The 25,873-nt window shown below is 63.3% G+C and carries 26 protein-coding genes, 1 tRNA gene and 2 pseudogenes; 20 read left to right on the top strand and 9 right to left on the bottom strand.

The window, feature by feature from the left end:
• Window positions 1–42: 42 nt before the first annotated feature.
• Entirely contained in the window at window positions 43–1,242 is a 1,200-nt protein-coding gene (locus JJJ17_RS02035; protein ID WP_200683396.1) for a Hint domain-containing protein, read from the bottom strand.
• A gap of 402 nt (window positions 1,243–1,644) precedes the next feature.
• Window positions 1,645–2,181: pseudogene (locus tag JJJ17_RS02030) on the bottom strand (IS5 family transposase); the annotation flags it as partial.
• Window positions 2,182–2,403: 222 nt separating this feature from the next.
• Here JJJ17_RS02030 and JJJ17_RS20250 point away from each other — a divergent pair.
• Window positions 2,404–2,639 (top strand): annotated as a pseudogene (locus JJJ17_RS20250) (integrase core domain-containing protein); the annotation flags it as partial.
• A gap of 300 nt (window positions 2,640–2,939) precedes the next feature.
• Here the strand turns inward: JJJ17_RS20250 and JJJ17_RS02020 are convergent.
• The 5 genes from JJJ17_RS02020 to JJJ17_RS02000 all read right to left on the bottom strand — a co-directional run bounded on the left by JJJ17_RS02020 (window position 2,940) and on the right by JJJ17_RS02000 (window position 8,070).
• The gene (locus JJJ17_RS02020; protein ID WP_200684753.1) at window positions 2,940–3,374 is read right to left on the bottom strand and encodes a nucleotidyl transferase AbiEii/AbiGii toxin family protein; all 435 of its coding nucleotides are present in this window, start codon (window positions 3,372–3,374) and stop codon (window positions 2,940–2,942) included.
• Window positions 3,375–3,863: 489 nt separating this feature from the next.
• Window positions 3,864–3,939 (bottom strand) — tRNA-Thr (locus JJJ17_RS02015).
• Between the two features lie 82 nt (window positions 3,940–4,021).
• Window positions 4,022–5,899: a heme biosynthesis protein HemY gene (locus JJJ17_RS02010; protein ID WP_200683394.1), complete on the bottom strand. Its 1,878-nt coding sequence runs from the start codon at window positions 5,897–5,899 to the stop codon at window positions 4,022–4,024.
• Window positions 5,900–5,909: 10 nt separating this feature from the next.
• Window positions 5,910–7,337: a COG4223 family protein gene (locus JJJ17_RS02005; protein WP_200683392.1), complete on the bottom strand. Its 1,428-nt coding sequence runs from the start codon at window positions 7,335–7,337 to the stop codon at window positions 5,910–5,912.
• Window positions 7,338–7,371: 34 nt separating this feature from the next.
• The gene (locus JJJ17_RS02000) at window positions 7,372–8,070 is read right to left on the bottom strand and encodes a uroporphyrinogen-III synthase (protein ID WP_200683391.1); all 699 of its coding nucleotides are present in this window, start codon (window positions 8,068–8,070) and stop codon (window positions 7,372–7,374) included.
• A 65-nt stretch (window positions 8,071–8,135) separates the two neighbouring features.
• On the opposite strand from JJJ17_RS02000, the gene tsaD reads away from it, so the two are divergent.
• From tsaD to truA, 9 genes are all read left to right on the top strand, one after another.
• Complete coding sequence (gene tsaD / locus JJJ17_RS01995; protein ID WP_200683390.1) at window positions 8,136–9,203, top strand: tRNA (adenosine(37)-N6)-threonylcarbamoyltransferase complex transferase subunit TsaD; 1,068 nt, start codon at window positions 8,136–8,138, stop codon at window positions 9,201–9,203.
• Window positions 9,200–10,141, top strand: coding sequence for an NAD(P)H-dependent glycerol-3-phosphate dehydrogenase (locus JJJ17_RS01990; RefSeq protein WP_200683389.1), 942 nt, complete (start codon window positions 9,200–9,202; stop codon window positions 10,139–10,141). The genes tsaD and JJJ17_RS01990 overlap by 4 nt, the downstream gene beginning before the upstream one ends.
• Window positions 10,142–10,414 (top strand): YciI family protein, encoded by a 273-nt coding sequence (locus JJJ17_RS01985; protein ID WP_200683388.1) that lies wholly within the window; start codon window positions 10,142–10,144, stop codon window positions 10,412–10,414.
• A complete protein-coding gene (locus JJJ17_RS01980; protein ID WP_200684751.1) occupies window positions 10,414–10,827 on the top strand; it encodes an EVE domain-containing protein in 414 nt (137 codons plus the stop codon). The genes JJJ17_RS01985 and JJJ17_RS01980 overlap by 1 nt, the downstream gene beginning before the upstream one ends.
• Window positions 10,828–10,947: 120 nt before the next feature.
• Window positions 10,948–11,199, top strand: coding sequence for a DUF4170 domain-containing protein (locus JJJ17_RS01975; RefSeq protein WP_200683387.1), 252 nt, complete (start codon window positions 10,948–10,950; stop codon window positions 11,197–11,199).
• 25 nt (window positions 11,200–11,224) lie between these two features.
• Window positions 11,225–12,406 carry a 3-deoxy-D-manno-octulosonic acid transferase gene (locus tag JJJ17_RS01970; RefSeq protein ID WP_200683386.1) on the top strand — a complete coding sequence of 394 codons (1,182 nt, stop codon included), beginning with the start codon at window positions 11,225–11,227 and terminating at the stop codon, window positions 12,404–12,406.
• Window positions 12,406–13,389, top strand: coding sequence for a tetraacyldisaccharide 4'-kinase (lpxK, locus tag JJJ17_RS01965; RefSeq protein WP_200684743.1), 984 nt, complete (start codon window positions 12,406–12,408; stop codon window positions 13,387–13,389). The genes JJJ17_RS01970 and lpxK overlap by 1 nt, the downstream gene beginning before the upstream one ends.
• A gap of 178 nt (window positions 13,390–13,567) precedes the next feature.
• Window positions 13,568–14,542 (top strand): 5-bromo-4-chloroindolyl phosphate hydrolysis family protein, encoded by a 975-nt coding sequence (locus JJJ17_RS01960; RefSeq protein ID WP_200683385.1) that lies wholly within the window; start codon window positions 13,568–13,570, stop codon window positions 14,540–14,542.
• A gap of 3 nt (window positions 14,543–14,545) precedes the next feature.
• Window positions 14,546–15,331, top strand: a complete 786-nt coding sequence (gene truA / locus JJJ17_RS01955) for a tRNA pseudouridine(38-40) synthase TruA (protein WP_200683384.1) — start codon at window positions 14,546–14,548, stop codon at window positions 15,329–15,331.
• Window positions 15,332–15,337: 6 nt separating this feature from the next.
• Here the strand turns inward: truA and JJJ17_RS01950 are convergent, their stop codons facing one another.
• The gene (locus JJJ17_RS01950) at window positions 15,338–16,090 is read right to left on the bottom strand and encodes a sugar transferase (RefSeq protein ID WP_325168746.1); all 753 of its coding nucleotides are present in this window, start codon (window positions 16,088–16,090) and stop codon (window positions 15,338–15,340) included.
• 154 nt (window positions 16,091–16,244) lie between these two features.
• On the opposite strand from JJJ17_RS01950, the gene JJJ17_RS01945 reads away from it, so the two are divergent.
• The 10 genes from JJJ17_RS01945 to JJJ17_RS01900 all read left to right on the top strand — a co-directional run bounded on the left by JJJ17_RS01945 (window position 16,245) and on the right by JJJ17_RS01900 (window position 24,976).
• Window positions 16,245–16,700 (top strand): universal stress protein, encoded by a 456-nt coding sequence (locus JJJ17_RS01945; RefSeq protein ID WP_200683382.1) that lies wholly within the window; start codon window positions 16,245–16,247, stop codon window positions 16,698–16,700.
• A 75-nt stretch (window positions 16,701–16,775) separates the two neighbouring features.
• Window positions 16,776–17,336 (top strand): NifU family protein, encoded by a 561-nt coding sequence (locus JJJ17_RS01940; protein WP_200683380.1) that lies wholly within the window; start codon window positions 16,776–16,778, stop codon window positions 17,334–17,336.
• Window positions 17,329–17,916 carry a tRNA (adenosine(37)-N6)-threonylcarbamoyltransferase complex dimerization subunit type 1 TsaB gene (gene tsaB, locus JJJ17_RS01935; protein WP_200683378.1) on the top strand — a complete coding sequence of 196 codons (588 nt, stop codon included), beginning with the start codon at window positions 17,329–17,331 and terminating at the stop codon, window positions 17,914–17,916. Before JJJ17_RS01940 ends, tsaB begins: the two co-directional genes overlap by 8 nt.
• Complete coding sequence (locus tag JJJ17_RS01930; RefSeq protein WP_200683376.1) at window positions 17,913–18,332, top strand: GNAT family N-acetyltransferase; 420 nt, start codon at window positions 17,913–17,915, stop codon at window positions 18,330–18,332. The genes tsaB and JJJ17_RS01930 overlap by 4 nt, the downstream gene beginning before the upstream one ends.
• A gap of 80 nt (window positions 18,333–18,412) precedes the next feature.
• Window positions 18,413–19,402, top strand: a complete 990-nt coding sequence (locus JJJ17_RS01925; protein ID WP_200683374.1) for a BMP family lipoprotein — start codon at window positions 18,413–18,415, stop codon at window positions 19,400–19,402.
• The gene (locus tag JJJ17_RS01920; protein WP_200683373.1) at window positions 19,403–21,052 is read left to right on the top strand and encodes an ABC transporter ATP-binding protein; all 1,650 of its coding nucleotides are present in this window, start codon (window positions 19,403–19,405) and stop codon (window positions 21,050–21,052) included. It abuts the gene before it with no gap.
• 439 nt (window positions 21,053–21,491) lie between these two features.
• Window positions 21,492–22,589 carry an ABC transporter permease gene (locus JJJ17_RS01915; protein WP_200683372.1) on the top strand — a complete coding sequence of 366 codons (1,098 nt, stop codon included), beginning with the start codon at window positions 21,492–21,494 and terminating at the stop codon, window positions 22,587–22,589.
• Between the two features lie 2 nt (window positions 22,590–22,591).
• The gene (locus JJJ17_RS01910) at window positions 22,592–23,227 is read left to right on the top strand and encodes a LysE family translocator (protein ID WP_325168745.1); all 636 of its coding nucleotides are present in this window, start codon (window positions 22,592–22,594) and stop codon (window positions 23,225–23,227) included.
• Window positions 23,227–24,192, top strand: coding sequence for an ABC transporter permease (locus JJJ17_RS01905; RefSeq protein ID WP_200684737.1), 966 nt, complete (start codon window positions 23,227–23,229; stop codon window positions 24,190–24,192). The genes JJJ17_RS01910 and JJJ17_RS01905 overlap by 1 nt, the downstream gene beginning before the upstream one ends.
• Window positions 24,176–24,976: a purine-nucleoside phosphorylase gene (locus JJJ17_RS01900; protein WP_200683371.1), complete on the top strand. Its 801-nt coding sequence runs from the start codon at window positions 24,176–24,178 to the stop codon at window positions 24,974–24,976. The genes JJJ17_RS01905 and JJJ17_RS01900 overlap by 17 nt, the downstream gene beginning before the upstream one ends.
• Before the next feature lie 61 nt (window positions 24,977–25,037).
• Here the strand turns inward: JJJ17_RS01900 and JJJ17_RS01895 are convergent, their stop codons facing one another.
• Entirely contained in the window at window positions 25,038–25,598 is a 561-nt protein-coding gene (locus tag JJJ17_RS01895) for a L,D-transpeptidase (RefSeq protein ID WP_200683370.1), read from the bottom strand.
• Between the last annotated feature and the right edge of the window lie 275 nt (window positions 25,599–25,873).

Below are 25,873 nucleotides of genomic sequence, written 5' to 3'. Positions count from 1 at the left end.
TTTTTTGCGGCGCGAAAGGTTGCCATCGCTTGAAACCTGCTTTTAGGCGGCCTGACTCTTGCCGTGCGACGGATCTTTAACGCCCAACTTCTCCTTAAGATACTCCGGAAGCAGCCGCTGTGTGGATATCCTTCCAAAACCCATTTCTCTGATGTTTGCTGAATCTGGATACATTTCAACATAACTCTTATAATTATCAAACATACGCCGCCCTACATAGTCTATGAAACTTTCAGCTGGGGTTCCATTTGCGCGTATCACGTCGTGTTGATCTGTTTCGATATGATAATATACGATATCGCGATCAAGCCAATCGGGCTGTATATCTTTAATTGTATCTCCGTTCACCATTACACCTGCATTTACGACGTAGTCATCAATGATGATGCCGTGGTCAGCAGACACGTAGAGATCCCTGTTAGGCGTATTTTTTCCCAGTGCTCCTTTCGAGATAAGCACGGGCAAGTGATGGATGCCGGCTTTCCTGAACTTGATTGTCTTGACGCCTATCCATTTAACCGAGACAGTTTTTCCGTCCGCTGTCAGTATCGAGTCGCCAACAGCCAGGTCTTCAACTGGAACCTCTCCGTCTGCCGTCGCGATCATCGTTCCAGCGAGGAAACATGGTACAACTTGATCGTCATCAAGGTCCAAAGCACCTTCAGGATCAACTTCAACAGTAATTATAGCGACATCTAGTGCTCCCTGAACCGCGTTTCCCGCCCCCTCGATCAGGGCTGCCGCTGCGCCGCCGACGAGCGGGACGCTCGACACTGTCGAGGCAAGTTCAGAGAGAGCCGAGCTGATGTCGGCGCCGATTACGGTAAAGCTTTGCCCTGCGACTGTCGCGGTTATTTCCACTCCTAGGTGACTGCTATCCAACCCGCTTTCGCTGATGGCATAGAAGCGCCCTTCATCATCCATCATAAGCGCAGCTTCGAGAGGATTAAGCGTTACCTGCAGTCCAACAAGTGGTGGCAGTCCGACGTCTACCGAGGCGGTGGATACGGTCACATCCCCTACGTAGGTACCCGACACAACTGCGCCTCCGTCCTCATCGACCAAGGAGAGGTTGTCGCCGTTGGATAAGGTAGTTCCGCTGGTTGCATCGACATCGTACAGAGAGAATTCGGCATCCTCAGCCGACGTGATGTTAATGAGGCTCACACTATTCGTATCGATAACATACGCGTCACCATCAAAAGTAATCATACCATCGGGTAGTTCCGTTACATATGGCATATGAATTCCTTCAAGGCTGTGCTGCAAGCGAATGTGCTTGAAGCAATAGTTTCGCTATTTTTTAGGGTAAATTCGAAACAATGCGGGGAAGAACGGCCCCGATTACACATTGATTTTGTATCTATTTTCATGATGTGCAAGCATTTTTTGAAGATATACCACAAAAATTTGCATAGAGCTTGACCTGCCACTGAATTTTCATTCAGCCACGTCCGGAGTTCGGTTGCGTTGCCCTACTATTGTTTTTGGCGAGCGGCGCTGGCGGCGCCTGCCCAAAAGGCGGCCGGCGCCGCAAAATTGGTCTTTCACTTCGACGACCAAGGATCGCTGGCCAAATCCACTCATGCCGGCGTTGTTGCGCAAATCGGCTGGCGACCGCAGTTCCCCTTTCCCCGGACACACCTATCCCACTGCCAAAGTGACCGGGGTGCCGAGGGCCGTGAAGCGGTTCATGTCCGCCGCGCGGATCTGGACCTCGGCAACCTGCCGGTCGAAGTCCCGTGGCATCAGCCGCTGGCCGAGCTGCTTGACGCAGTTCATTTTCGTTTCCACCCCGCTGCGGCGGTGATACCCACTCCAGTTCCTCCAAAGCGCCCGGCCAAGATACTTCGATGCCCGCAGGCTCTCATTACGTGCCCAGGCCCGGGGAGTGTCCGGCTTCCATGACCTCGCATTCCGCCTCGGCGGAATGACCGCCGATGCACTGCGGGGAGCGATGGCGTCATGGCAGGCCCGTGTGTCGTAGGCGCCGTCCGCGGTGACCCTGGCGATCTCCTCGTCCGCCGGGATCTGGACAAGCAGGCCTGGCAGCATCGGAACATCGCCGACATTGCTTGAAGTAACTTCCACCGCACGGGGCTCGAGCGTTTCCTCGTCTATCCCGAGATGGATCTTGCGCCAAACCCTTCGTCTCGAGCCGCCATGCTTGGGCATGTGCCATCCAGCGTAAACCTGGCGCGCTCAGGAATGGCGCTCCGTTTGCCGAACTGCCGTCAGGATTCAAGCAACTGCAGGAACAGATGCTGCGACGTCCTGGTGGAGACCGTGAGATGATCGATATCCTTGCATTGGAGTTTTCTGCGGGGCTACTTGATAGGCAGCTTTGGGGAATATCGGTGAGCCGATCCCGCGCGATCATCTGCCGTTCCAGTCGCAGGCTGAAAGCCCGCTTGCATCGGCAGCGAAAACGGCACCGAACTCACCAGCTGCGCCATCCTGAAGTGGGCAGACAATAACGGGGTGCCCTAGCATTACATGGACCCGGGTAAGCAATATCAGAACGCCTTCATGAGTCGTTCAACGGCAGCCTGCGCGAAGAGCTTTTGAATGAGGAGATATTCGGCACTCTGGAGGCCCCTCGACGGAAGCTAGCGCTCTGGCGTTACGACCACAGGTCGTAGATACAGACTGCGCCCGGCGCGGATCAGTCGGCCACGTTCTGCAAGGCGCGACAATGCCTGCTCCACCGCGGCACGGTTGCCGAGGTGGAGCAAGCCTTTAGCCGAGATTGCACTTCCCTCGGGCAAGCCATCTGCATGATCAAGAATTTGTTCGGTCAACCGCTGCACACCGCTCTCCTGTCAGGATTCTATGCTCTTTTCTGACAGTTTTCAATGCAGATTATCCTTCAATGGCCAAGCTTCGGGCGTAGATTGCAAACGGCATGAGGAAAGTGGAAATATCATTAATTACAACGGCTAGCGCCCTCGGATCGTGAGTGGATACTCCTCCGACGAAGGCGCGCATTGTCGCTTCTTATCCGCGGCCGCGTCCTCGGCGAAGCCGGACGTCAGCGCATCCGGCGGGTCTTGAGGTATTGCCGTCAGGCGCCGCGCGAAAGTGGCGGCGACTGCCCAAGCCAGTCTGTCATCGAAGGTGAACGAGCGGCTGAGAACCCAGATGTCGTAGAGGTCCTTCATCCGGCTGTTGGCACGCCCCAACGCCACCATCGCCTGAAACTTTTCAGCAATAACAGTTTCGCGCGCATAGGCACGCAGACGCGGTACGGGAAACGCCAACATGGTGGGATAGTCGAGCGTCTCCGCGCCGGGTTCCATCGCATCACCGAAGCCGATGTCGATCGTTAGATTGATCCTGGCGCCGCTAATTGAGGCGGTTGTCCGCAGCCTCAGCCCGCCATATTACTCGATTCCTTCGATCAGCTTCGGCCTCTCGGATTAGCCGACGATCTTCCGCTTCCGCTTTGGATCGCCTCTTAGCTGTCGCGACGGCTTTCTGTTGCCTTGCCGCCTCCCGTGCCATCGACATGACAAACCACCGCGCCGCGCCAATTTTTCCTCCAATGTTTTTCACAATCAAATGGCAACTGGCAAGATAATCAATTATTTTTCTTGGGCTCTCGCTGCATCGATGGGTGAGTGTCCGCTTCAGGGAGGCTGCTGATCAGCGGGAACGACGTTTGACCGGCAGCTTTGGGCCGTTCTCGTGGTTCATGTGGGTTGGAAGGCTTTGAGACAACGAATACATGGTCCCTTCCTTCGCCGAAACGGAGCCCTCAATGACACACGACTGTGCTGCATTGGCCATATTGACACGCAATCTGCAGCCAATTGCTCCAAATCTGCACTCTTATGGTCCAAGGACAAATATCACATGGAAACTGGTGCCGCTGAAGGGACTCGAACCCCCGACCCCATCATTACGAATGACGTGCTCTACCAGCTGAGCTACAGCGGCATCTGGTTGTGACGCGCCGGATAGCAGGTTCCGGCGAAGGGGGAAAGAGGGGCGGCGTGGTTTTTTCGCCGCCCCCGATCCGTCAGGGCCTGATCTTGCCCTCGGTCCAATCCGCCTCTTCAGGCGGCACCACATCCGGGCGAACCATCTCGCGCTCAAGCTCTGGCTCGGGTTCCGGCTTGGACGCGACATTGGCGCTGACCGGGGGCGTCGCGGGCGCGGTTTTGGCCGGTGGCACCGGCTTTTCGACCGCTGGCTGCGCAGGAGCCGACGCAGCGGGTTCGGGCACAGGTGCAGGTTGCGGCGTTTCGGCAGCGGGGGCAGGAGCGGCAGGACGGGGTGCCGCGCGCGGTGGTTCGGCCGTCGTGATCGTGCTGGATGGCTCGTTATAATCGGCCTCGCGCGGGACCATGCCGGGCGCGACCGCAGGGGTCGGCTCGGGCTTTGGTTTAGGTGGCGGCGCGGTCAGTTCCGCCTCGGCCAGTTCCGGTTCGGGGCGGGCGGGACGCGGGGCCGCATCAGGGCGATCCGGCGTGATCGTCTGGGCCTCTTCGACCGGAGCAGGCGCCGGTTTCGGCGTGCCGATCAGCAGCGGCAGCATTTCCGCACCTGTCCCCGACATGGCGGCACCGCTGCGCTTTTCGTCCGGCTCGCGCCAGGTCAGCGTGTCGAACCCGCCGCAACTGTCGCAGACCGGCGCCCAGTCGGCCATGATATTGTGGCACTTGTCGCAGCACCATTGCGGCCCGCGCGATGCCGTCAGTGCCCGCGCAAGATAGCCGCGCACGACGCTGTCGTCAGAGCCTTCGCCCCGCTCGATCGCGGCCATGATCGACAGGGTCCGAACCGTCGGATGCTTCTCGGCCAGATCGCCAAGCGCGCGCCGCGCACCGGGGAAATCCTCGGCGGCAAGCAGCAGTTCCGCCTTCAGCAGACGCGATTCCTCGTTCTCCGGGTTCTTGGCGATCAGCCGGTCGAAGCGCTTCAGCCGGGCGGCGGGCGTCTCGTCCGGGGTGATTTCGGCATAGACGGCGGCAATGTCGGGATGCGGGCGCACCGACCATGTCTTTTCCAGAAGCCGCGAGGCGTTGCGGAAATCCTTCTGCGCGATATAGCTGCGCGCCGCCAAAGCCGCAGCCGGGATCAGGTCGGGCGAGGCTTTCGCAGCCGAGATCGCCGCCTCACGCGCGCTGATGGAATTGCCCTTTGCCAGAACCTCGCTGGCCTCGGTCAACGCCAGAACGGCATCGCGGCGCAGGTGGACATCCTGTGGCAGTTCGCCCTGACGACGCTTTTCCTTCAGCATCTGGCGGGCACCCTTCCAGTCATGCTCGCGCATTTCCAGCGACAGCAGCGTGTCCTGAATTTCCTTGTGCTTAGGCTTCAGCGCATAGGCTTTCTGCGCCAGAAGCAGCGCGGTGGCGGTGTCGCCGTCTTCCAGCTTCTGCCGCAACAGCCCGCGCACGCCGACGAACCGGGTGCGGTCGTCGCTCAGCAATTCGCGATAGATCTGCCCGGCCTTCTGCGTATCGCCCGCAACCTCTGCCGCCTGAGCGGAGAGGAGATTGGTGATATGCGGCTTTTGCAGGTATTTCTCGGCCTTGGCCGCCTTGTCCTGTGCCAGCTTCCCCTCGCCCGAGGCGATGGCAAGCACTGCATCGGCAACGGCCTGATAGCCCTTACGCTCACGCGAGCGGGCGAAATAGCGGCTGATCGCGGTCTCATCGCCCGCAAGGAAACGGACGAAGGCCAGCGCAAGGCCCAGCAACTTCACCAAAAGCCATGCCAGCACAACCAGAACCGCCAGCACGACCGCCGCCTTGAGCGGGGTCAGGACCATCTCGGTCCCGGCATATTCAAGGCGCAGATACTGGCCGGTTTCGGACAATTGGATCGCGCCCAGGGTCAGAGCCAGAACCACCGCGAAGAAGAAAAGGATTTTCAGAAGGCTTAACAACATGGCGTGGCTCTCAATTCGAAGGGGTCGACAAATCGGACAAGGCCGCCTGCGCGTCGCGATAGGCGGTGGCCCGGTCGATCCATCCTGCCATATCGGGCGCGGCCTTTGCTGCGTCAGACAAGGCGGAAATCTGCTCCAAAGCGGCACCGATCCGGCCCGCCTCGACCTCGGCATTGGCGCGGGACAGGATCGCGTCCGCATCATCCCCCTCGCGCGGCTCGACCGAGCGGGCGCCGGTCTGGGCGCGCAGGAAGTTCGTCAGCACATTGCCACCGCCGCTGGCGCTTTCCTCACGCAGCGAAGCGCGAAGGGCGGCGCGGGCGGCATCGCCAAAGGTGGTCTTCAGACTGTCGAGGCTTGCAATCTCGCGGCTCAATGCCTCGGGGGTCTCGATCCCCGCGCCTTCAAGGGTCTGTTGCGCATCTTCGGCGGTGACGCCCTGATCCAGCGCCGATTGCAAAGAGGCAATGGCGGCCACGGCCTCGGCCCGGCGGGTACTGCCCTCGGCGGCTTCCTGCAGTCGCTGCGCCTCGGCCTGAGCCTCGCTGATCTGGGTCTGAACCTGCTGGGCAGAGCTTTGGATCTGCTGTTCCAGCGCTGCGGCCTGTTGGGTCAGCGCCTCAATGCGGGCTTCGGTATCGTCGGGAACGCCGCCAGAGGCCGCAGGCGCAATCGCCAGTTCCTCGATCCGGGCGGCCTGATCCTGAAGCTGCTGGCGCAACTCGGCCAAAGCCGCACCGTCGTCACCTTCGACTGCGGGTGCAGCTTCCAGTTCGGCACGCAGCGCCGCGATCCGCTGATCCATGGCGGCTTCGGCGGCGGCGACTGCACCTGCCTCGATAGCGGCGGTATCGACCGTTGTTTCCGGCGCGGCGGGCTGTTCGGGAAGCCATGAGGCGGGCAGATGCGGCAGCGCCCAGATGGTTGCGGCGGCACCAATCGCTGCGGCACAGACGCCGCCCAACAGGACCGGCCAAAAGCCGGTTTTCTTCACCGTCACCGGCGCGGGCACGGCGGCGATTGCAGGTTTCTCATTCGGCTTCTCGGCAGGCTTGTCGGCGGGTTTCGTTGCGGGTTTCTCGGCAGACTTTTCGGCGGGCTTTTCGGCCACCGGCTCCGTCTTCGCGAATGGCGTGGCCTTCGGCGCATCTTTTCCAGCAGATGTGGTCGCTTTTGCGGCAGCGGGCTTCGGCTCGGCGGCGGGTCGCCCATTGTTGCCGTCGCCAACCAGTGTCGAACTTGCGGGCTTGATCTCGCCCCCGCCCGCTGCGGCGGCGGTTCCGTCGCCCGGCCCAGTATCGGTGCTGGCAATGATTCCCGGCTTGGCAGCCTGCAGTTTCACCGGAGCGGAGGGATCGTCGGTCCCGGAAGCCTTGGATTTGCTGGAATTTCTGGCGTCTTCTGGCTTTTTCACGTCGGTCCCCGTCATCGCTGCCATCCGGGCGCTTTTGCCCGTGCGGCTTTACGCCAGCCTAATCAGGCGCGTTCCGCTGCTCAACCCGCCGTCGGGCATTATGTTCCGCCACCGGCAACAGCCGGATCGCCGCCGCCATCGCCTTGGCATCCGGGCGCGCAGCTACGGCATGGCCCGCACTGTCCGCATCCCACGCCGCCAACGCCGCCGCGCTGATTGCCACGGTCCAGATCGGCGCCCGCGCCTGCCGCGCCTCGGCCGCAAGCAGCCGGGCCGAGCGGGGCGAGAACAGCGGCAGAACCAGAGGCGCATCCCCGGCCAGCAACGCCCTCGCCGCATCCGACAGGGGCAGCGCGATCTGGTCATAGACGACCACGCCCGGCACCGGCAGAACCTTCGCCAGATGCCGCCCGTGGGGATGGATCAGCGGCACCGGCGACGCCTTGATTAGCGGCAACAGGCTTTCGGCAAAGCCGTTCCCCTCGCGCACATCAAAGCCCGCCTGCCGCGCGATCGCGCCGGTCCGGCCACCCACGCACAGCGCCAGCCGCCCCCTGCCCGGCCCGGCAAATCCGACCGCATGGGACGAGGTGAAGACCAACCCTTCCGCCGCGCGCAGGTCGGCATCGTGCGCCACCGGCTCGATCCGCAGAATGGGCGAGATCACCGCCGGCCATTCCGGTAGCATCGCCGCGAAGCGTTCCGAATCCGCCTGCGGTCGGGTCAGCAGCAGAAGGGGCGCGGCATCTGTCGCCATTGGCTTCCCGTGTGGTCAATGTTAGGCCATCAGGCGTAAGCACCATTTTCCCGTCCGACAAGAGCATGAACGAGATCGTCTTTCTTGGCATCGAAAGCAGTTGCGACGATACCGCCGCCGCCATCGTGACCGGCGAGGGGCGGATTCTGGCCTCGGTCGTCAGCAGCCAGACCGCGTTGCATGCCGATTTCGGCGGCGTCGTCCCTGAAATCGCCGCCCGCGCCCATGCCGAGCGGCTGGATTTGGCGGTCGAAGAGGCGCTGGCGAAAGCAGGCGTGACGCTGGCCGATATGACCGGCGTTGCGGTGACGGCGGGACCGGGGCTGATCGGCGGCGTGATGGCCGGGGTGATGTGCGCCAAGGGAATCGCTGCCGGTGCGGGCTTGCCGCTGGTCGGGGTGAACCATCTGGCGGGCCACGCGCTGACGCCGCGCCTGACGGATGGCGTCGAGTATCCTTACCTGATGCTGCTGGTCTCGGGCGGGCATTGCCAGTTCCTGCGCGTCGATGGGCCCGAGGATTTCACCCGCATCGGCGGCACCATCGACGACGCGCCGGGCGAGGCGTTCGACAAGCTGGCGAAACTGCTGGCTCTGCCGCAACCCGGCGGCCCCTCGGTCGAGGCAGAGGCGGCATTGGGCGATCCCGACCGCTTCGATCTGCCGCGCCCGCTGCTGGACCGGCCCGGTTTCGACATGTCCTTTTCGGGACTGAAAACGGCGGCCCTGCGCCTGCGCGATCAGTTGATCGCCGAACAAGGCGGCCTGCGCCAGACCGACCGTCGCGATCTGTGCGCCGCGTTCCAGTCTGCCGTCGCCGATGTTCTGGCCGAAAAAACCCGCCGCGCGCTGGCCGCCCATCCGGTTCCGGTCATCGCCGTTGCCGGGGGCGTTGCCGCGAACCAGAGCATCCGAGGGGCTTTAGAGCCGATCGCGGACGAGGCGGGCGCCCGGTTCCTAGCCCCGCCGCTGAGCCTTTGCACCGATAACGGCGCGATGATCGCTTGGGCCGGGATCGAGCGGTTCCGGCAGGGGCATCGCGACGGCATGGACTTGCAGGCCCGTCCGCGCTGGCCCTTGGATAGCAGCGCCGCACCGATGCTGGGCGGCGGCAAGAAGGGGGCTAAGGCATGAGCGTGGCGATCCTTGGCGCGGGCGCATTCGGGACCGCTTTGGCGGTAGCGCTGTCGGCCAATGGCGCGGTGACGCTGTGGGGACGCGATACCGGCTGGGGACGAGAGAACCCGCGCCTGCCCGGCGTGACCCTGCCCGATAACATCAACATCACCAACGATCTGGCTAGCGCGGTGCAGGCGGAAACCCTGTTGCTGGCGGTTCCGGCGCAATCGCTGGGCGCTTTCCTTGCCGCGAATGCGCGGATGTTGGACGGCAAGCGTCTGGTCAGCACCGCCAAAGGCATCGATCTGACCCGCCTCACCGGACCCTCGGCGCTGATTTCCGAGGCCTGTCCTGCGGCGACCGTGGCCGTCCTTACCGGACCCTCTTTCGCCGCCGACATCGCGCGCGGTTTGCCGACCGCCCTGACGCTCTCCTGCGCTGACGCGGATGCCGGACATGATTTGCAGGCGGCGCTTTCCACCCCGGTTCTTCGGCTCTATCGCACGACCGACGTGACGGGGGCAGAGCTTGGCGGCGCATTGAAGAACGTGATCGCCATTGCCGCTGGCGTGGTTATCGGCGCAGGCTTTGGCGACAGCGCCCGCGCCGCCATCATCACCCGCGGCTTTGCCGAGATGACCCGCATGGCGACTCGCCTTGGCGCGCGACCCGAGACGCTGACCGGCCTCTCCGGCCTTGGCGATCTGACGCTGACCTGCACCTCGGCCCAGTCGCGGAACTTCCGTTTCGGGCAGGCGCTTGGCCGGGGCGAAGCCTTCGACCCCACCACCACCGTCGAAGGCGCGGCCACCGCCCGTGCCGTCACCGCGCTTGCCGCAAAACTGGGCGAGGATATGCCCATCGCCGCGATGGTGGCGAAGCTTTCCGAGGGCAGCGTTTCCGTGGAAACGGCCGCTGCCCATCTGATGACCCGACCGCTGAAGGAGGAATGAATGGCGCTCTTTGCCGTGATCTGCCGGGACAAGCCCGGCGCGTTGCAGACCCGTCTGGACACCCGTCAAGCGCATCTGGACTATATCGCGCGCACCGGCCTTGTGCTGATGGCCGGGCCGCTGATCGAAGAGGGAGAGATGCGCGGCTCGCTGATCATCCTCGAAGCGGTCGATCTGGCGGCGGCACAGGATTGGGCGGCGAATGATCCCTATACGGGCGCGGGCTTGTTTCAGGCTGTCGAGGTGATCGAATGGAAGAAGGTGATCGGCTGATGCAATACTGGCTGTTCAAATCCGAACCCGATGTCTTCGGCTGGGACGATCTGGTCGCCAAGGGTGGCAATGCCGAAGAATGGAACGGCGTGCGCAACTATCAGGCGCGCAACTTCATGCGCGCCATGAAAAAGGGCGATCTTGGGCTGTTCTACCATTCGAATATCGGCAAGGAAGCCGTCGGCATCGTCGAGGTGGCGAACGAAATCCATCCCGACAGCACCACCGAGGATGCGCGGTGGGAATGTGTCGATGTGAAGGCGGTGAAACCGCTGCCAAAGCCGGTGACGCTGGATCAGGCCAAGGCCGAGCCGCGCCTGAAAAACATGGCGCTGGTCAACAATACCCGCCTGTCGGTGCAGCCGGTCACGGCCGAGGAATGGGCCGTGGTAATGGAACTGGCGGGTCTTTGACCAGCGCTGCTTCTTCCTTGGCCAAATAGCTGCAAGACCGCCCGCGGCACCAGAATGCGGCTTCATCTTGCGCGGCCCGCGCGCTAGGTTCCGCGCGCAACCTAACTATCGGAGGCACCTATGAGCCAACGCCTGCACCTCGTCTTCGGCGGCGAGCTGACTGACACCCAATCGACCCAGTTCCGCGATACCGACAATATCCACATCGTCGGCATCTTCCCGAACTATGAGGCCGCCTATTCCGCATGGAAAGCCGAAGCGCAGCGCACGGTGGACAGCGCCCAGACCCGCTATTTCATCGCCCACCTGCACCGCCTTCGGGATGAGGAAAAGCCCGGCGGCCCGACCGAAGAGCTGGACGTGAAGGGCTAAGGCCCGTCGCGACGGGTGGTCTGGCATGGCACCGGGAGGATGGGGGATCGGGCGGCTGGCCCTGTGGCTGGAACTGCGCAAGGCAGGTCCGTCCGGCGTCGCGTTCGAGCCTCCGCATGGGCAAGGCCCGATCGTTGTCATGCATGTGGCCGAAGATGCGCAGGTCGCCGCCGCGCAGGTTCAGCGACGCCTGCTGAAGGCGCGGCCCGACCTGCACATCCTGCGGATTGGTGAGGATCTCGAAGATCCGGGCGGCAATCTTGCCACCGCCGAGGCGCTGATCGCCGCCATCTCGCCAACTGTTCTGCTGCTTCTGGGATCGGATTTCCCCGCAGCTTTGGTGACGGCGGCACGAAACAGCGGTTTGCCCGTCATTCTGGCCGAAGCGCGGCTTGACCCGCAGGATGCTGGCTGGTCCCTGCGTGGCGCGATGCGGCGGGAATTGCTGCGCGACATGCAAGCGGTCCTTGTGACCGATGCCGCCAGCCAGCAGGTTGCCTATCGCATGGGCGCGCGCGCCTCTCGCGTGGTGATGACCGGGCCGGTCGCAGAAATCCGCGATCCCCTGCCCTGTTCCGAGGGTGAACGCAGCGCACTGGCCGAACTGCTCAGCGGGCGTCACGCATGGTTCGCAGCCTCGATCCCCGAGGACGAGGAGCAGGCGGTGATCGAAGCCCATCAGGCCGCCCTGCGCCAGTCGCACCGTGCGCTTCTGTTTCTCGCGCCGCTTGATGCGGACCGGGCACCGGCGCTGGCGGAACAGCTTGAAGCCTCGGGCCTCAATGTCGCGCAGCGGCAGTTGGACGAAGACCCGATGGACGACATCCATGTGATGATCACCGACGGCCCGACCGAGATGGGGTTGTGGTATCGCCTTGCCCCCGTCACCTATCTGGGCGGCACGCTGACCGACAACGACACCGCCGCCCGCCACCCGTTCGAGCCTGCGGCGCTTGGTTCCGCCATCGTCCACGGCCCCGCAGTCGGGCAATTCGCGACCGAATGGCAGCAATTGCAGGGTGCCTCGGCCTCGCGGCAGGTTGCCAATGCCGAGGAACTGGCGACGGCGGTGGCCGAGTTGACGCAGCCCGAACTGATCGCGACACTGGCCAGCAATGCTTGGACCGTCAGCACCGGCGGCGCCGATGTGACCATGCGGATCTGCGCGCCGGTTCTTGCCGCGCTGAACGAGGCCAAGACAACATGATGCGCGCGCCCTCATTCTGGTATCAGCGTCCGCCCGATCTTCGGGCGCGGCTGCTGTCGCCGCTTGGGGCGCTTTACGCCCGGGCGACGGCACGCAGGCTGGCATCGGGCGCACGGGCGCGGGTTGGCGTTCCGGTGATCTGCGTCGGCAATCTGAATGCGGGCGGGACCGGCAAGACGCCGACGGTCATCTTCCTGCAGCAACAATTGCAGGCGCGGGGGATCGCCGTACATGTGGTCTCACGCGGCTATGGCGGCAGCGCCAAGGGCGTGCTGCAGGTGGACGAGGCGCGCCACGATGCGGCGCTGACCGGGGATGAGCCGCTGCTAATGGCCGCATTCGGGCCGGTCTGGGTCAGCGACGACCGCCGCGCGGGGGCCGAGGCCGCTGCACATGCCGGGGCGCAGGCGATCCTGCTGGATGACGGCCTTCAAGACCCGGCACTGGCACATGATCTGTCGGTGGTGGTGGTCGATGCGGCGAAGGGCTTCGGCAACGGGCTGTGCCTTCCCGCAGGCCCGCTGCGTGAACCCGTGCCCGCCGGCCTTGCCCGCGCCGATCTGCTGCTGTCGATCGGCACCCCAGAGGCGCAGGCGCAGTTCACCCCGCCACCCGATGCCCCCCCGCATCTTCGCGGTCAATTGCAGCCGTTGCAGATGGGCTTTGACTGGCAGGGCCATCGCCTCCTTGCCTTCGCCGGCATCGGCCACCCCGAGAAATTCTTCGCCACCCTGACAGCACTTGGCGCAGAGGTGGTCAGGGGCGAAGCGCTGGACGATCATCAGCCCTTCACCACTGCCCTGCTGACCCGACTGGAAACCGAGGCGCGGATGCAGAACGCCCAGCTTGTCACGACCGAGAAGGATGCCGCCCGCCTGCCGCGCAGTTTTCGCCCGAAGGTCATGGCGCTGCCGGTCAGGCTGGCGCTGGACGATCCTGCGCCACTTGATCAGGCGCTTGATCGCCTGTTCATGACCGCCTGATCCGGTTTCGTCTTTGCAAACGGCAGGGCGATACCGATATAGACGAAGACTTGGCCATTCCGGCCATCACGGGAAAGGAAAGAGATGTCGCGCAACGCCGTGCAAAGGCTGAGCTTTTACCTTCTGGTCCTGCTGGCGCTTTACGCGTCGCTGGTCGGTGCGGGCTAGGGGCGGCGGCATGTCAGAACGCTTTGGCGGACGCTATTCGCCCGACGGTTCCCGGCGCGATCATCGCAATGCAGAGGTCCAGCAGACCCTGCCCGAACCGCGCATTCGCCACCGCCTTGCGGGAAGGCCGAAATGGGTGACGATCGCGTCGTCTCCGTTCCTCGCGCTGGCCTTTTTCCAATCTCCCACCGGCATGTTCACCGATCTGGCGGCCTTCGGCCTCATCGCCTCGGGCATGTGGATGACGCGCGAAGGTCTGGTCGCCGAAGCCGCCTATGAAGTGCGCCGCGTCGCCAAGCGCCCCGCCATTCCGCGCAAGCTGTTCGGTGGCGTTCTGGCCGCGCTTGGTCTGGGCATTGGCGTGGCCGAACCCGGCGTCCTGACTGACGGCGTGCTGGTCGGTGTCGCGGGGATGATCCTGCATGTCCTTTCCTTCGGCACCGATCCGATGCGCGACAAGGGCGCGACCGGGGTCGATGACTTTCAGCAGGACCGTGCCCATCGCATGATTCAAGAGGCCGAGGATCTGCTGGACCAGATGCGCGATGCCATCCTGCGCGCCGGGGATCTGCAGCTTGAGCGGCGGGTGGATCGCTTCGCCGCAACGGTCGAGGGGCTTTTCGACAGGGTGCGCGACAATCCAGGCGATCTGTCGGGCGCGCGGCGCTATATGGGCATCTACCTGATGGGTGCCCGCGACGCGACGGTGAAGTTCGCAAGCCTTTATGGCCGAACCCGCGATGCGTCGGTCAGGGCATCCTATGAGACATTCCTCGACGATTTGGAAAAAGATTTCAAAGCAAAGTCACGCAAACTTCTGGACAGCGACCGCAGCGATCTGGACATCGAAATCTCGGTCCTGCGCGACCGGCTGATGCGCGAGGGTGTCCAGCCCGAGACGGAGCCGAAGGCGCTGGTCTCGGACCAGGCGCAGACGCTGGACGATCTGCTGTCCTATGATGTGACGAAAGAAAAGACCCGTTAGGCAATGCCGCGTTACGCGCTGAAGATCGAATATGACGGCAGGCCGTTTGCCGGATGGCAGGCTCAGGCCGATCAACCCTCGGTGCAGGAGACGGTCGAAACCGCGCTGGCAAAGCTGGACCCCGGTTTCGCCGACGGCGCACGGATCGCCGCAGCGGGGCGGACCGATGCGGGCGTGCATGCGACCGGGCAGGTTGCCCACGCCGATCTGCTGCGGGACTGGGATACGTTCCGGCTGGCCGAGGCGCTGAACTTTCACCTGAAACCCGCGCCGGTCGCCGTTCTGGAAGCTGCGCCGGTTGAAGAGGATTTCCACGCCCGCTTCTCTGCGACCGAGCGGCTCTACATGTTCCGCCTCGTGGCGCGGCGGGCACCTTTGACGCATGGGCGAGGCAGGGTCTGGCAGGTTCTGAACCCGCTCAACGCCGAACTGATGCGCGAAGGCGCGGCGCATTTGATCGGGCAGCATGATTTCACCACCTTCCGGTCCTCGATCTGTCAGGCGAAAAGCCCGCTGAAATCGCTGGACGAGATTCGGATCGAGGAAATCGAGATACCTCATGGGCGGGAATACCGATTCTTCCTGCGCGCCCGGTCGTTCCTGCACAATCAGGTCCGCTCGATCGTGGGGACGCTGGAAAGGGTGGGCGCAGGATCATGGAGCCCCGACCGCGTGGCAACGTCACTGGCGGCGCGGGATCGGGCCGAATGCGGGCCGGTTTGCCCGCCGCATGGGCTTTATCTGACGGGGGTTGGCTATCCGCGCGATCCGTTTGCGCAGACCGACTAAGACGATCTAGCCGCGACCGTTGCGGCGCGGGCGTTCGTCCTTGCGGAAGAAAACGATCTTCAGCGTGTTCCACAAAATCCAAAGGTCCAGCCGCATGTCACGATGCCGCTGATAAATCAGGTCGATCTTCAGTTTGGCGGGAAGACAGCGGCGGTAATAGGCCTTCTCGGTCGCTTCGGCACTTCTACAGCTAGCGAGAATGCGGTCTTCGTGGCGGTGATAGATCAGTGTCGCAAGGCCGGTCACGCCGGGGCGGCTTTTCAGCACCTGCGTATAGACCGCCGGAAAACGCTCGACATATTCGCGCAAGGGCGGGCGCGGGCCGACGAAGCTCATATCGCCGCGCAGGATGTTGAACAGTTGCGGCAGCTCATCAATGCGGGTGCGGCGCAGGAAATGTCCCAAAGGCGTGATGCGCCAATGCTTGTGCGCGCCGGTTGCGCCGAAATCATCCTCTTCCCGCAGCATCGTGCGGAACTTCAACTGCGTGAAGGCCTGACCCGGCGCACGCATCCGGTGCGCAGTATAAAAAATCGGCCGCCCCTGCATGATCAGCAGCATCAGCGAGACGATCACCATCACCACCGACAAGGGAATCAGCAGAACCAACACCAGAGAGAGGTCGAAAATGCGTTTGCCCAGCGGCATCGGCTCGACGCCGGCGGCACTGGCTTCGCCCATAAACCATGCCATTTTCGGCGACGTCAGCCTGTTCAGGCGTGCCGCTTCGGCCTTGTCCCAATCATGGTGAATGGTCACGATGCGTTTCGCTCGCTCAGGGTTAGGGTCGATTTGAGCTAACATATCGTCTTGACCATGGAAACCACACCGCGCGGGAAGTTGCCGAATGACTTGCGCGACCATGGCATATAAGCCACTGTTCGCGCATTCCAACAACAGCCGAGAACGCATAATGCGCAAATTTCTGGTGCTTCTTGATGACAGCCACGAAAGTCTGAACGCGATGCGCTTCGCCGCCATGCGGGCGTCGAATTCGGATGGCGCGGTTCTTGTACTGGCGGTGATTCCCGCGGCCGAGATTCAGCACGGCTTCGGCGTAGCCGATGTCATGCGGGCCGAGGCGCAGGAACGGATCGAGGCGCATTACGAAGTTTTCGCCAAATGGATGCGGACCCGCCCCAAGGTGGAGCCGGAACTTCTGATCCGCGAGGGCGATCCCGCAGAAGAGCTTTTGCGTCTGCTGGACGAAGACCCCGAGATCGGGATCGTCGCCATTGGGCTAAGCTCGGACAAATCGCGGCAAAACCCTGTTCTGACGCGGCTTTTACGAGACGCGGCCGGCCTGCCCTGCCCGATCACCATCGTTCCGGGGGATATTTCCAAAGAGCGGCTTGAGGCAATCACCTGAGCCCGTCTAAACCGGGCAGCAAATCTTGACCCAAGGCCCCCGCATCGCCATATCAGGCTCACAAGGAGCGCGCCCATGTTCATTCAGACCGAAACCACCCCGAATCCCGCCACGTTGAAGTTTCTTCCGGGCGATCTCGTTCTTCAGGACGGGACAGCGGATTTCCCCGATGCGGATGCCGCCAAACGCTCGCCCTTAGCGCAGCGGATTTTTGCGGTCGAGAATGTGACCGGGGTGTTTCTGGGTCGCGACTTCATCACCGTGACCAAGACCGACGATGTGCCCTGGGATCATCTGAAGCCTTCGGTTTTGGGCGCGATCATGGAGCATTTCCAGTCGGGTGCCCCCGCAATCGAAGGCGATGTCGCCGAGAATGCAGGCCATGCCGACCATGACGGACCCGATTCGGAGATCGTTGTGCAGATCAAGGAACTGCTGGATACCCGCGTCCGCCCCGCCGTGGCGCAGGATGGTGGCGACATCACCTTCCACGGCTTTGATCGCGGCATCGTCTATCTGCACATGCAGGGCGCCTGTGCGGGCTGCCCGTCCTCGACCCTGACGCTGAAGATGGGGATCGAGAACCTGCTGCGCCATTATATCCCGGAAGTGATCGAGGTTCGTCCGGTTGCCTGATCCCGTCGCATTGGGCTTTGACACATCGGCCGCGCATTGCGCGGCCGCTTTGGTATGCGGCGACAGGGTTCTTGCGGCCCGCGTCGAGGACATGACCAAGGGGCAGGCCGAACGGCTGTTCCCGCTGCTGGAAGAACTGCTGGCCGAGGCCGGGCTGACATGGCGCGACCTTGCGGTCATCGGCGTCGGCACCGGCCCCGGCAACTTCACCGGCATCCGCATCGCCGTCGCCGCCGCCCGTGGTCTGTCGCTGTCTCTCGGCATCCCCGCCATCGGCATCAGCGCGACCGAGGCCGCCGCCTTCGGCCTGCCCCGCCCCTGCCGGATCGTGCTGCCATTGCGCGCCGGACAAGTCGTCTGGCAGGATTTCGACGGCTCTGAAACTCTGCCGCAACAGGCGACCGAGGAGACTTTGCCCCCCGGTCCGCCCGCATCCGCGCCCCAGTTCCTCATAGCTGAAGCCATCGCAAGACTGGCGCTGGATCGTCGGGATCAGCCCGCGCCACGTCCCGCGCCGATCTATCTGCGCCCTGCCGATGCGGCACCTTCGCGCGACCCGGCTCCGGTCATCCTGCCGTGACGCCTGAAGCGCTGGCGGCGATCCATTCGGCCTCGTTCACCATTCCCCGCCCGTGGAGTGCCCCGGAATTCCGCGATCTGCTGGCGACGCCCGGCGCGTTCCTGCTGACCCGGAATGACGCTTTCCTGCTGGGCCGCGTCATTGCCGACGAGGCCGAGTTGCTGACGCTGGCGGTTGCACCAGGCGCACGGCGCGCCGGTCTGGGACGCGAATTGGCTGCGGAATTTGCCGTTACGTCACGCCAGAACGGCGCTGTGTCGGCCTTTCTCGAGGTGGCTGCGGATAATGCACCGGCGCGGGCGCTTTATCTTGGCGCAGGCTGGCAGGAAGCCGGGCTAAGGCGCCGATATTACGGGCCAGATCTGGACGGGATTGTCATGCGGCTGGCTTTGGCATCACCCCAAGAAGGCGGTTGACCACTTCCAAGCGATGCGCCCTAATCGGCGCATCAAACGGGCGCGCTGAATCGCCCGGCTCAAACAGGAAGAGGTTCCTTATGTCCCTGATGAAAACGCTTCTGGCAGGCTCGGCGCTGATCGCCCTGACCTCGGGTGTTGCAATGGCCGAACCGGCGCTGATCTATGATCTGGGCGGCAAGTTCGACAAATCCTTCAACGAGGCCGCTTTTAACGGTGCGCAACGTTGGGTCGAGGAAACCGGCGGCACCTATAAGGAACTGGAAATGCAGTCCGAGGCGCAGCGCGAACAGGCGCTTCGCCGTCTGGCCGAGACTGGCGCCAATCCCATCGTCATGACCGGCTTTGCCTTTGGCGACGTGCTGACCAAGATCGCGCCGGATTATCCCGACACGAAATTCGCCATCATCGACATGGTGGTAGAGGCGCCGAACGTCCAATCCATCGTCTTCACCGAAGAACAGGGCAGCTATCTGGCCGGGATCATGGCGGCGATGGTGTCGCAATCGGGCACCGTGGGCTTTATCGGCGGCATGGACATCCCGCTGATCCACAAATTCGAATGCGGTTTCGCGCAGGGCTTCAAATCGGTGAAGGCCGACGGCAACGTGCTGATCAACTATACCGGCACCACGCCTGCCGCGTGGAACGACCCGGTGAAGGGCGGCGAGCTGGCCCGTGCGCAGAAATCGCAGGGCGCTGACGTGATCTATGCTGCGGCTGGCGGCACCGGCATCGGTGTGTTGCAGGCGGCAGCGGATGAGGGGATCCTGTCCATCGGCGTGGACAGCAACCAGAACCACCTGCATCCGGGCAAGGTGCTGACCTCGATGGTCAAGCGCGTGGACAATGCCGTCTTCGACGCCTTCACCACCGGCACTGACCTAGAGCCCGGCGTGAAGGTCATGGACCTTGCCGCTGGTGGCGTGGACGTGGCCGTTGACGAGGCGAACCAGTCGCTGGTCACGCCGGAAATTCAGGCGGCGATTGACGATGCCAAGGCGAAGATCGCCTCGGGCGAGATCGCGGTTCACGACTACATGGCAGACAACACCTGCCCGGCCTCGTAAATGGCGACCACCACTGGTGATAAAGGGGTGCGGCCGGCTTCGGCCGCCCCTGCCGCTATCGAGTTGCGCAAGATCTCGAAGGCTTTCGGTCCGGTTCAGGCGAACAAGGATATCGACCTTCTGGTGCCCAAGGGCACGATCCACGGCATTATCGGCGAAAACGGCGCCGGGAAATCGACGCTGATGTCGATCCTCTACGGCTTCTACAAGCCTGACAGCGGCGAAGTCTTGATCAACGGCCAGCCGATCACCATCACCGACAGCCAGACCGCGATCCGCGCGGGCATCGGCATGGTGTTTCAGCATTTCAAGCTTGTGCAGAACTTCACCGTTCTGGAAAATATCATCCTTGGGGCTGAAGATGGCGCGCTGCTGCGCCCCTCGCTTGCCAAGGCGCGCGGCGTGCTGAAGCAACTGGCCGCCGAATATCAGTTGAACGTCGATCCCGACGAGACCATCGAAGAATTGTCCGTAGGCCACCAGCAGCGCGTGGAAATCCTGAAGGCGTTGTATCGGCAAGCCGATATCCTGATCCTTGACGAACCGACCGGCGTTTTGACCCCGGCCGAGGCTGACCACCTGTTCCGCATCCTCGAAGGGCTGCGCGATGAGGGCAAGACGATCATCCTGATCACCCACAAGCTGCGCGAGATCATGGAGATCACCGACAACGTCTCGGTCATGCGGCGGGGCGAGATGGTGGCATCGGTCAAGACCGCCGAGACAACGCCCGAAGAACTGGCCGAGCTGATGGTCGGCCGCAAGGTTCTGCTGAACGTTGCCAAGGGCGCGGCCCAGCCCGGTCAGCCGATCCTTGAAGTGCGCGATCTAAAGCTGGTCGATCCCGATGGCGTCGAGCGTCTGCGCGGCATCAGCTTCGACATCCGCGCCGGAGAGATCGTCGGCATCGCCGGGGTCTCCGGCAATGGCCAGACGCAGTTGCTGGAGCTTCTGGGCGGCTATCCCGAAAGCGGCAGCAAGATCAGCGGCACGGTGAAAGTGAACGGCAAGGAAATCCCGTTGATGGGTCGCGGCGCCGACGCTGCCGAGCGGCGCGAGAACGGGATCGGCCATGTCCCCGAGGATCGACAGGTCGAAGGCCTGATCATGGACTTCGCCGCCTGGGAAAACGTGGCTTTCGGCTATCATCACGATCCACGCTATAATCGCGGCCTGCTGATGGACCATGCGGCGATCCGCGAGGATGCCGAGGGCAAGTTCGAGCGCTTCGATGTGCGGCCTCGGAATACCAATCTGGCGGCACGGAATTTCTCGGGCGGGAACCAACAGAAGATCGTCGTGGCCCGCGAGATCGAGCGGAACCCCGATCTGCTGCTGATCGGCCAACCGACGCGCGGCGTCGATATCGGTGCCATCGAGTTCATTCACAAGCGGATCGTGGAACTGCGCGATGCGGGCAAGGCGGTGTTGCTGGTCAGTGTCGAACTGGACGAGATCCTGTCGCTGTCGGACCGCATCGCGGTGATGTTCGACGGCCGGATCATGGGTGAGCGTCTGCCGGGTCAGACCACGACGGGCGAATTGGGCCTGCTGATGGCGGGTGTGGTGGATACCGAGAACACGCCGGACAGCGCGGGCATCCCGCCGGGTCCAAAGCATGTCGAGGAACTGCCCGAGGAGCCAGCATGACCGTTCCGGCAACCTCGCAATCCAGAGCAGAGGGCAGCGCACAGCCGCGGTTGGGCACCCGCAACACTCGTGTTGGGCGCTTTATGGTGCCAACCACCCCTACCCAACTGTATCGCGGAACATCACCAAAGTGCCCAGCCGGGGGGCGGCTGTGCACTGCCCGGCGGTGCCTTTCAGGCACCTTGATTCCGGGCGGGCGCTCTACCTTCACCGAAGAAAGTGCAAAGGGCAGCGACCAGCCGCGGTTAGGCACAGCAACGGTGGTGTTGGGCACTTTATGGTGCCATCTCTCCCGAACTGGCTGTCGCGCGAGACCTTACCAAAGTGCCCAGCCGGGGGGCGGCTGGTCACTGCCCGATGGTGCCTTTGGCACCTTGATTCCGGGCGGGGCCTTGCCTTCGACCAACAGGCCCGCCAGCATCACAGGAGCAGCCCGATAATGGACAAGATGCCGAAATGGGCCGATGTGATCCTGACGCCACTGATCTCATTGCTGCTGGCGATGGCGATCTCGGCCATTGTCATCCTTGCCATCGGTGAAAGCCCGTGGGAGGCGCTGACGACGATGATCGATGGCGCGCTTGGCTCCAGCTATGGCTGGGGCTTCACGCTGTATTACGCCACTAATTTCATCTTCACCGGACTGGCGGTATCGGTCGCCTATCACGCGGGCCTGTTCAATATCGGCGGTGAGGGTCAGGCGGCGATGGGCGGTCTGGGCGTCGCCCTGGTGCTGCTTTACCTGCCGCTGCCACATTGGCTGCTGGCACTACCTGCGGCGATGGTCGGCGCGGCGCTGTTCGGGGCGCTTTGGGCGCTGATCCCGGCCTATCTGCAGGCGAAACGCGGCAGTCATATCGTCATCACCACGATCATGTTCAACTTCATCGCCGCTGCGGTGCTGAACTATGTGCTGGTGAACCTGCTGCGCCCGGTCGGCAGCATGGACCCGGCCTCGGCCCGCTTTCCCGAAAGCACGCATCTGCCGAAACTCAGCGATATGGCGCTCAACTTCGGGATCGAATGGGGCAAGAACACCCCCGCCAACATCACCTTCTTCGTCGCACTTGCCGCATGTCTGATCGTCTGGCTGCTGATCTGGCGCACACGGCTTGGCTATGAGATCCGCGTCCTTGGCAAATCCGAACCCGGCGCGCTTTATGCGGGCATCAACCCGGTCAAGATCACGGTCATCACCATGCTGATCTCGGGCGGGCTGGCGGGGCTGATGGCAATCAACAACGTCATGGGCGAGGCGGAACGCCTGCTTCTCAACGCAGTCGAGGGGGCGGGCTTCATCGGCATCGCCGTGGCGCTGATGGGCCGCAATCACCCGGTCGGCGTGCTTCTGGCGGCCCTGCTATTCGGCTTTCTGTATCAAGGCGGCGGCGAGCTGGCGCTGTGGACCACCATCCCGCGCGAGTTGATCATCGTCATTCAGGCGCTGGTGATCCTGTTCACCGGGGCGTTGGACAATATGGTGCGGATACCGCTTGAGCGGCTGTTCCTTGCCATCCGCAAACCGGGGAGGCCGTGACGGTGGACGCTCTCGCACCCTATCTGCCCGGCTTTTTCGCCGCCTATGCGGTCCTGATCGTGGGCGTTCTGTCCCCCGGCCCGGCGGTCGCCCTGCTGCTGGGCGTCGGCGCCGAACAAGGCCGACCGGCAGCGCTTGCAACGACGGCAGGGATTGCGCTTGGCGCAGGAACGCTTGGGCTTGGGACGGCGCTTGGCCTTGGCCTGCTGCTTGAGCGCGCGGCATGGGCGGGCACCGTCCTGCGTTATCTTGGCGCGGCCTATCTGGCATGGCTTGCCTATCGCGCCGGTCGCAAGGCGCTGTTCCCGCCAAAGCTGGGCGTGACCACGATCCGCAAACGCTCGATGCGGCGGCTGTTTCTGATGGGCTACCTGTTGCAGGTCACGAATGTCAGCGCGATGGTGTTCTGGCTGGCTGCCGTCAGCATCGGCCCGGCACAGGCAGCCCCCTTCTGGGTGATGCTAAGCTTCGCAATCGGCGGCGCGACCATTTCGGCCATCGGCCACGGCGCCTATGCCGTCCTTCTGTCCAGCCGCCCGGTTCGCAGCGCCTATAACCACGCCCGCCGCTGGATCGAGGGATGCCTTGGTGTCTTTCTGGGCTACATGGCCTTCCGCATCGTGATGGAGCGTAGATGATGGATTTCGCAACAATCCTGCAAATCCTCGACTCGGCGGTGCGGCTGATGACGCCGTTGCTGCTGGCCTGCCTTGCCGGGCTTTATTCGGAGCGGGCAGGCGTCTTCGACATCGGGCTTGAGGGCAAGATGCTGATGGCCGCCTTCACCGCCGCCGCCGTGGCCTATGCCACCGGCAGCGCATGGCTGGGCCTGCTGGCAGGGGTCGCCGGCTCGCTGTCGCTGTCGCTGATCCACGGCGCTGCCTCGATCACCTTCCGGGGCAATCAGTTGATCTCTGGCGTGGCGATCAACTTCCTTGCATCCGGGCTGACAGTATTGCTGGGCCAGAAAATCTTTGGCCTTGGCGGACGAACCCCGCCGCTGGAAGGACCGGCCCGCTTCGGGGAAATCACCCTGCCCTTCGCCAATGCGCTGCGTGACGTGCCCTTTATCGGCCCAATCTATGCCAATGTGATCTCGGGGCATACGGTGCTGGTCTATATCGCCTTCCTCTGCGTGCCGCTGACATGGTGGGTGCTGTTCCGCACCCGCTTCGGCCTGCGCCTGCGCGCGGTGGGCGAAAACCCGGCCTCGGTCGATACCGCCGGCGTCTCAGTCACCCGGCTGCGCTTCATCGCGGTGGCGATCTGCGGCATCCTTTGCGGGCTTGCCGGGGCTTACCTTGCCACTGGCCTCTCTGCCGGTTTCGTCAAGGAAATGACCGCCGGTCGCGGCTTCATCGCATTGGCGGCGCTGATCTTTGCGAAATGGCGACCCTGGACCGCACTTGGCGCAACCTTCCTCTTCGGCCTGCTGGAGGCCATCGCCAACCGCTATCCCAACCTCGATCTGGGCATCATCACCATCCCGTCGATCTTCATGACGGCTTTGCCCTATATCCTGACCGTCATCATCCTTGCGGGCTTTGTCGGCCGCGCCATCCCGCCACGCGCGGGCGGAGAACCCTATGTCAAAGAGCGCTGAACTCGCCGCCCTGATCCGCGAACAGGCAGGCGACGAGCCGCCCGAATTCGGCCTGATCCTCGGCTCGGGGCTTGGGCACCTGTCGGGTACGGTGGACGGCACGGCGATCCCCTATTCCGACCTGCCGGGCTTTCCCCATGCAGGCGTCTCGGGCCATGTCCCGCAACTGGTCATCGGCGAGCTTGAGGGGCGCCGCGTCGCCGTCTTCGGCGGACGGGCGCATTACTATGAAAGCGGCAAGGCGGATGTGATGCGCCTGCCGCTGGAAGTGCTGAAGGAACTGGGCTGCGACCGGCTACTGCTGACCAATGCGGCAGGCTCGCTGCGGGCCGACATTCCGCCGGGCGGGCTGATGCTGCTGAACGACCACATCGCCTTCGCGGGCACCAACCCGCTGATCGGCGAAAAGACCGACGCCCGCTTCGTGCCACTGACCGATGCCCATGACGCGGAGTTGCGCGCCGCCCTGACACTGGCAGCAGCCGATGAGGGCATCGACATGGCCGAGGGCGTCTATTGCTGGTTCTCCGGCCCCAGCTTCGAAACCCCGGCCGAGATCCGTGCGGCAAAGGTGCTGGGCGCGGATGCGGTCGGCATGTCCACGGTGCCAGAGATCATCCTTGGCCGCTTCCTTGGCCTACGTTGCGCCGCGATCTCGGTCATCACCAATATGGGCGCGGGTCTCAGCGACGAATCGATCAGCCACGATCACACCAAGGCGATGGCCCCGCTGGGCGCGGCCAAGCTGGAACGCATCCTGCGCCGCTTCCTGCGCGACGCGTGACGCTTCTTCTTCAGTGAAATATCCCCGCCGGAGGCACCAGAGGCTGCCACCGGCGCAAGGATCAATAGACGTAAACCGGCGTCCCGATCGGGATCTGGTCATAAAGCGCCATCACCGCTTCGTTCCGCATCCGCAGACAGCCGTTCGAGACTGCGCGCCCGATCGAGTTCGGCTCGGTCGTGCCGTGGATACGGATCGCGGTGTCATTGCCGCGCGCGTCGTAAAGATACAGCGCCCGTGCGCCAAGCGGGTTGCGCGGGCCACCCGGCATGCCGTCGCGGTAACGCTCATAGGCATTCGGATTACGCTTGATCATATCCTCCGTCGGACGCCAGCTTGGCCATTCGACCTTCCGGCCAACGGTCGCCCGGCCCTTCCAGACCAGTTCGGCCTTGCCCACGGCGACGCCGTAACGCACGGCGCGGCCCGGCGCGATGACGTGATACAGGAAGAAATCCTTGCTCACGACGACGATCGAGCCGACCTCGAAATCGTTGCGGATCGCCACCTCGACCGGGGCATAGGGATCACGGGCCGCTTCCTGGGCATTGGCCAGCGACGGGCCAAAAGCCGCGACCGCCACCATAGGCACGGCCAGCGACATCAATTCACGTCGGTTCATGGATGCTCGTCCTGCTCAGCGTTAACGTTTCTTTCCCGCGATTATCGCAAAACCACCGTGATTGGCAATTCACGACGGCGTTCGCGAAAAATTGCGCCCTTGAATGCGAGTCGTATCGGCCACATGTTCGAAACATGCCGACGGAACAGACATCTCTTTGCTGTCACGCAGCCGCACCGCGCCGGGCCACCCCCCGGCCCGTGCATCTGTGCCGTGGCCGTGGCGACCGGGCCTGCCGTTGTCATATCGGCGCGCGGACCCGATTGTCGGCGCAA

It is taken from the genome of Paracoccus caeni, from assembly GCF_016629665.1.
GTDB lineage: Bacteria > Pseudomonadota > Alphaproteobacteria > Rhodobacterales > Rhodobacteraceae > Paracoccus > Paracoccus caeni.
The sequence above is the reverse complement of the archived record's forward strand: the minus strand, read 5'-3'. Positions and strand labels throughout refer to the sequence as shown.

Coding starts and splice junctions, on each gene's coding strand:
- JJJ17_RS01970 (WP_200683386.1), top strand. CDS start 11,225: ATGGCACCGGGAGGATGGGGGATCGGGCGGCTGGCCCTGTGGCTGGAA.
- JJJ17_RS01975 (WP_200683387.1), top strand. CDS start 10,948: ATGAGCCAACGCCTGCACCTCGTCTTCGGCGGCGAGCTGACTGACACC.
- JJJ17_RS01985 (WP_200683388.1), top strand. CDS start 10,142: ATGGCGCTCTTTGCCGTGATCTGCCGGGACAAGCCCGGCGCGTTGCAG.
- JJJ17_RS02005 (WP_200683392.1), bottom strand. CDS start 7,337: ATGGCAGCGATGACGGGGACCGACGTGAAAAAGCCAGAAGACGCCAGA.
- JJJ17_RS02035 (WP_200683396.1), bottom strand. CDS start 1,242: ATGCCATATGTAACGGAACTACCCGATGGTATGATTACTTTTGATGGT.
- tsaD (WP_200683390.1), top strand. CDS start 8,136: ATGAACGAGATCGTCTTTCTTGGCATCGAAAGCAGTTGCGACGATACC.
- JJJ17_RS02010 (WP_200683394.1), bottom strand. CDS start 5,899: ATGTTGTTAAGCCTTCTGAAAATCCTTTTCTTCTTCGCGGTGGTTCTG.
- JJJ17_RS01925 (WP_200683374.1), top strand. CDS start 18,413: ATGTCCCTGATGAAAACGCTTCTGGCAGGCTCGGCGCTGATCGCCCTG.
- JJJ17_RS02000 (WP_200683391.1), bottom strand. CDS start 8,070: ATGGCGACAGATGCCGCGCCCCTTCTGCTGCTGACCCGACCGCAGGCG.
- truA (WP_200683384.1), top strand. CDS start 14,546: ATGCCGCGTTACGCGCTGAAGATCGAATATGACGGCAGGCCGTTTGCC.
- JJJ17_RS01920 (WP_200683373.1), top strand. CDS start 19,403: ATGGCGACCACCACTGGTGATAAAGGGGTGCGGCCGGCTTCGGCCGCC.
- JJJ17_RS01960 (WP_200683385.1), top strand. CDS start 13,568: ATGTCAGAACGCTTTGGCGGACGCTATTCGCCCGACGGTTCCCGGCGC.
- JJJ17_RS01895 (WP_200683370.1), bottom strand. CDS start 25,598: ATGAACCGACGTGAATTGATGTCGCTGGCCGTGCCTATGGTGGCGGTC.
- JJJ17_RS01990 (WP_200683389.1), top strand. CDS start 9,200: ATGAGCGTGGCGATCCTTGGCGCGGGCGCATTCGGGACCGCTTTGGCG.
- JJJ17_RS01915 (WP_200683372.1), top strand. CDS start 21,492: ATGGACAAGATGCCGAAATGGGCCGATGTGATCCTGACGCCACTGATC.
- JJJ17_RS01900 (WP_200683371.1), top strand. CDS start 24,176: ATGTCAAAGAGCGCTGAACTCGCCGCCCTGATCCGCGAACAGGCAGGC.
- JJJ17_RS01980 (WP_200684751.1), top strand. CDS start 10,414: ATGCAATACTGGCTGTTCAAATCCGAACCCGATGTCTTCGGCTGGGAC.
- JJJ17_RS01905 (WP_200684737.1), top strand. CDS start 23,227: ATGGATTTCGCAACAATCCTGCAAATCCTCGACTCGGCGGTGCGGCTG.
- JJJ17_RS01940 (WP_200683380.1), top strand. CDS start 16,776: ATGTTCATTCAGACCGAAACCACCCCGAATCCCGCCACGTTGAAGTTT.
- lpxK (WP_200684743.1), top strand. CDS start 12,406: ATGCGCGCGCCCTCATTCTGGTATCAGCGTCCGCCCGATCTTCGGGCG.
- JJJ17_RS01945 (WP_200683382.1), top strand. CDS start 16,245: ATGCGCAAATTTCTGGTGCTTCTTGATGACAGCCACGAAAGTCTGAAC.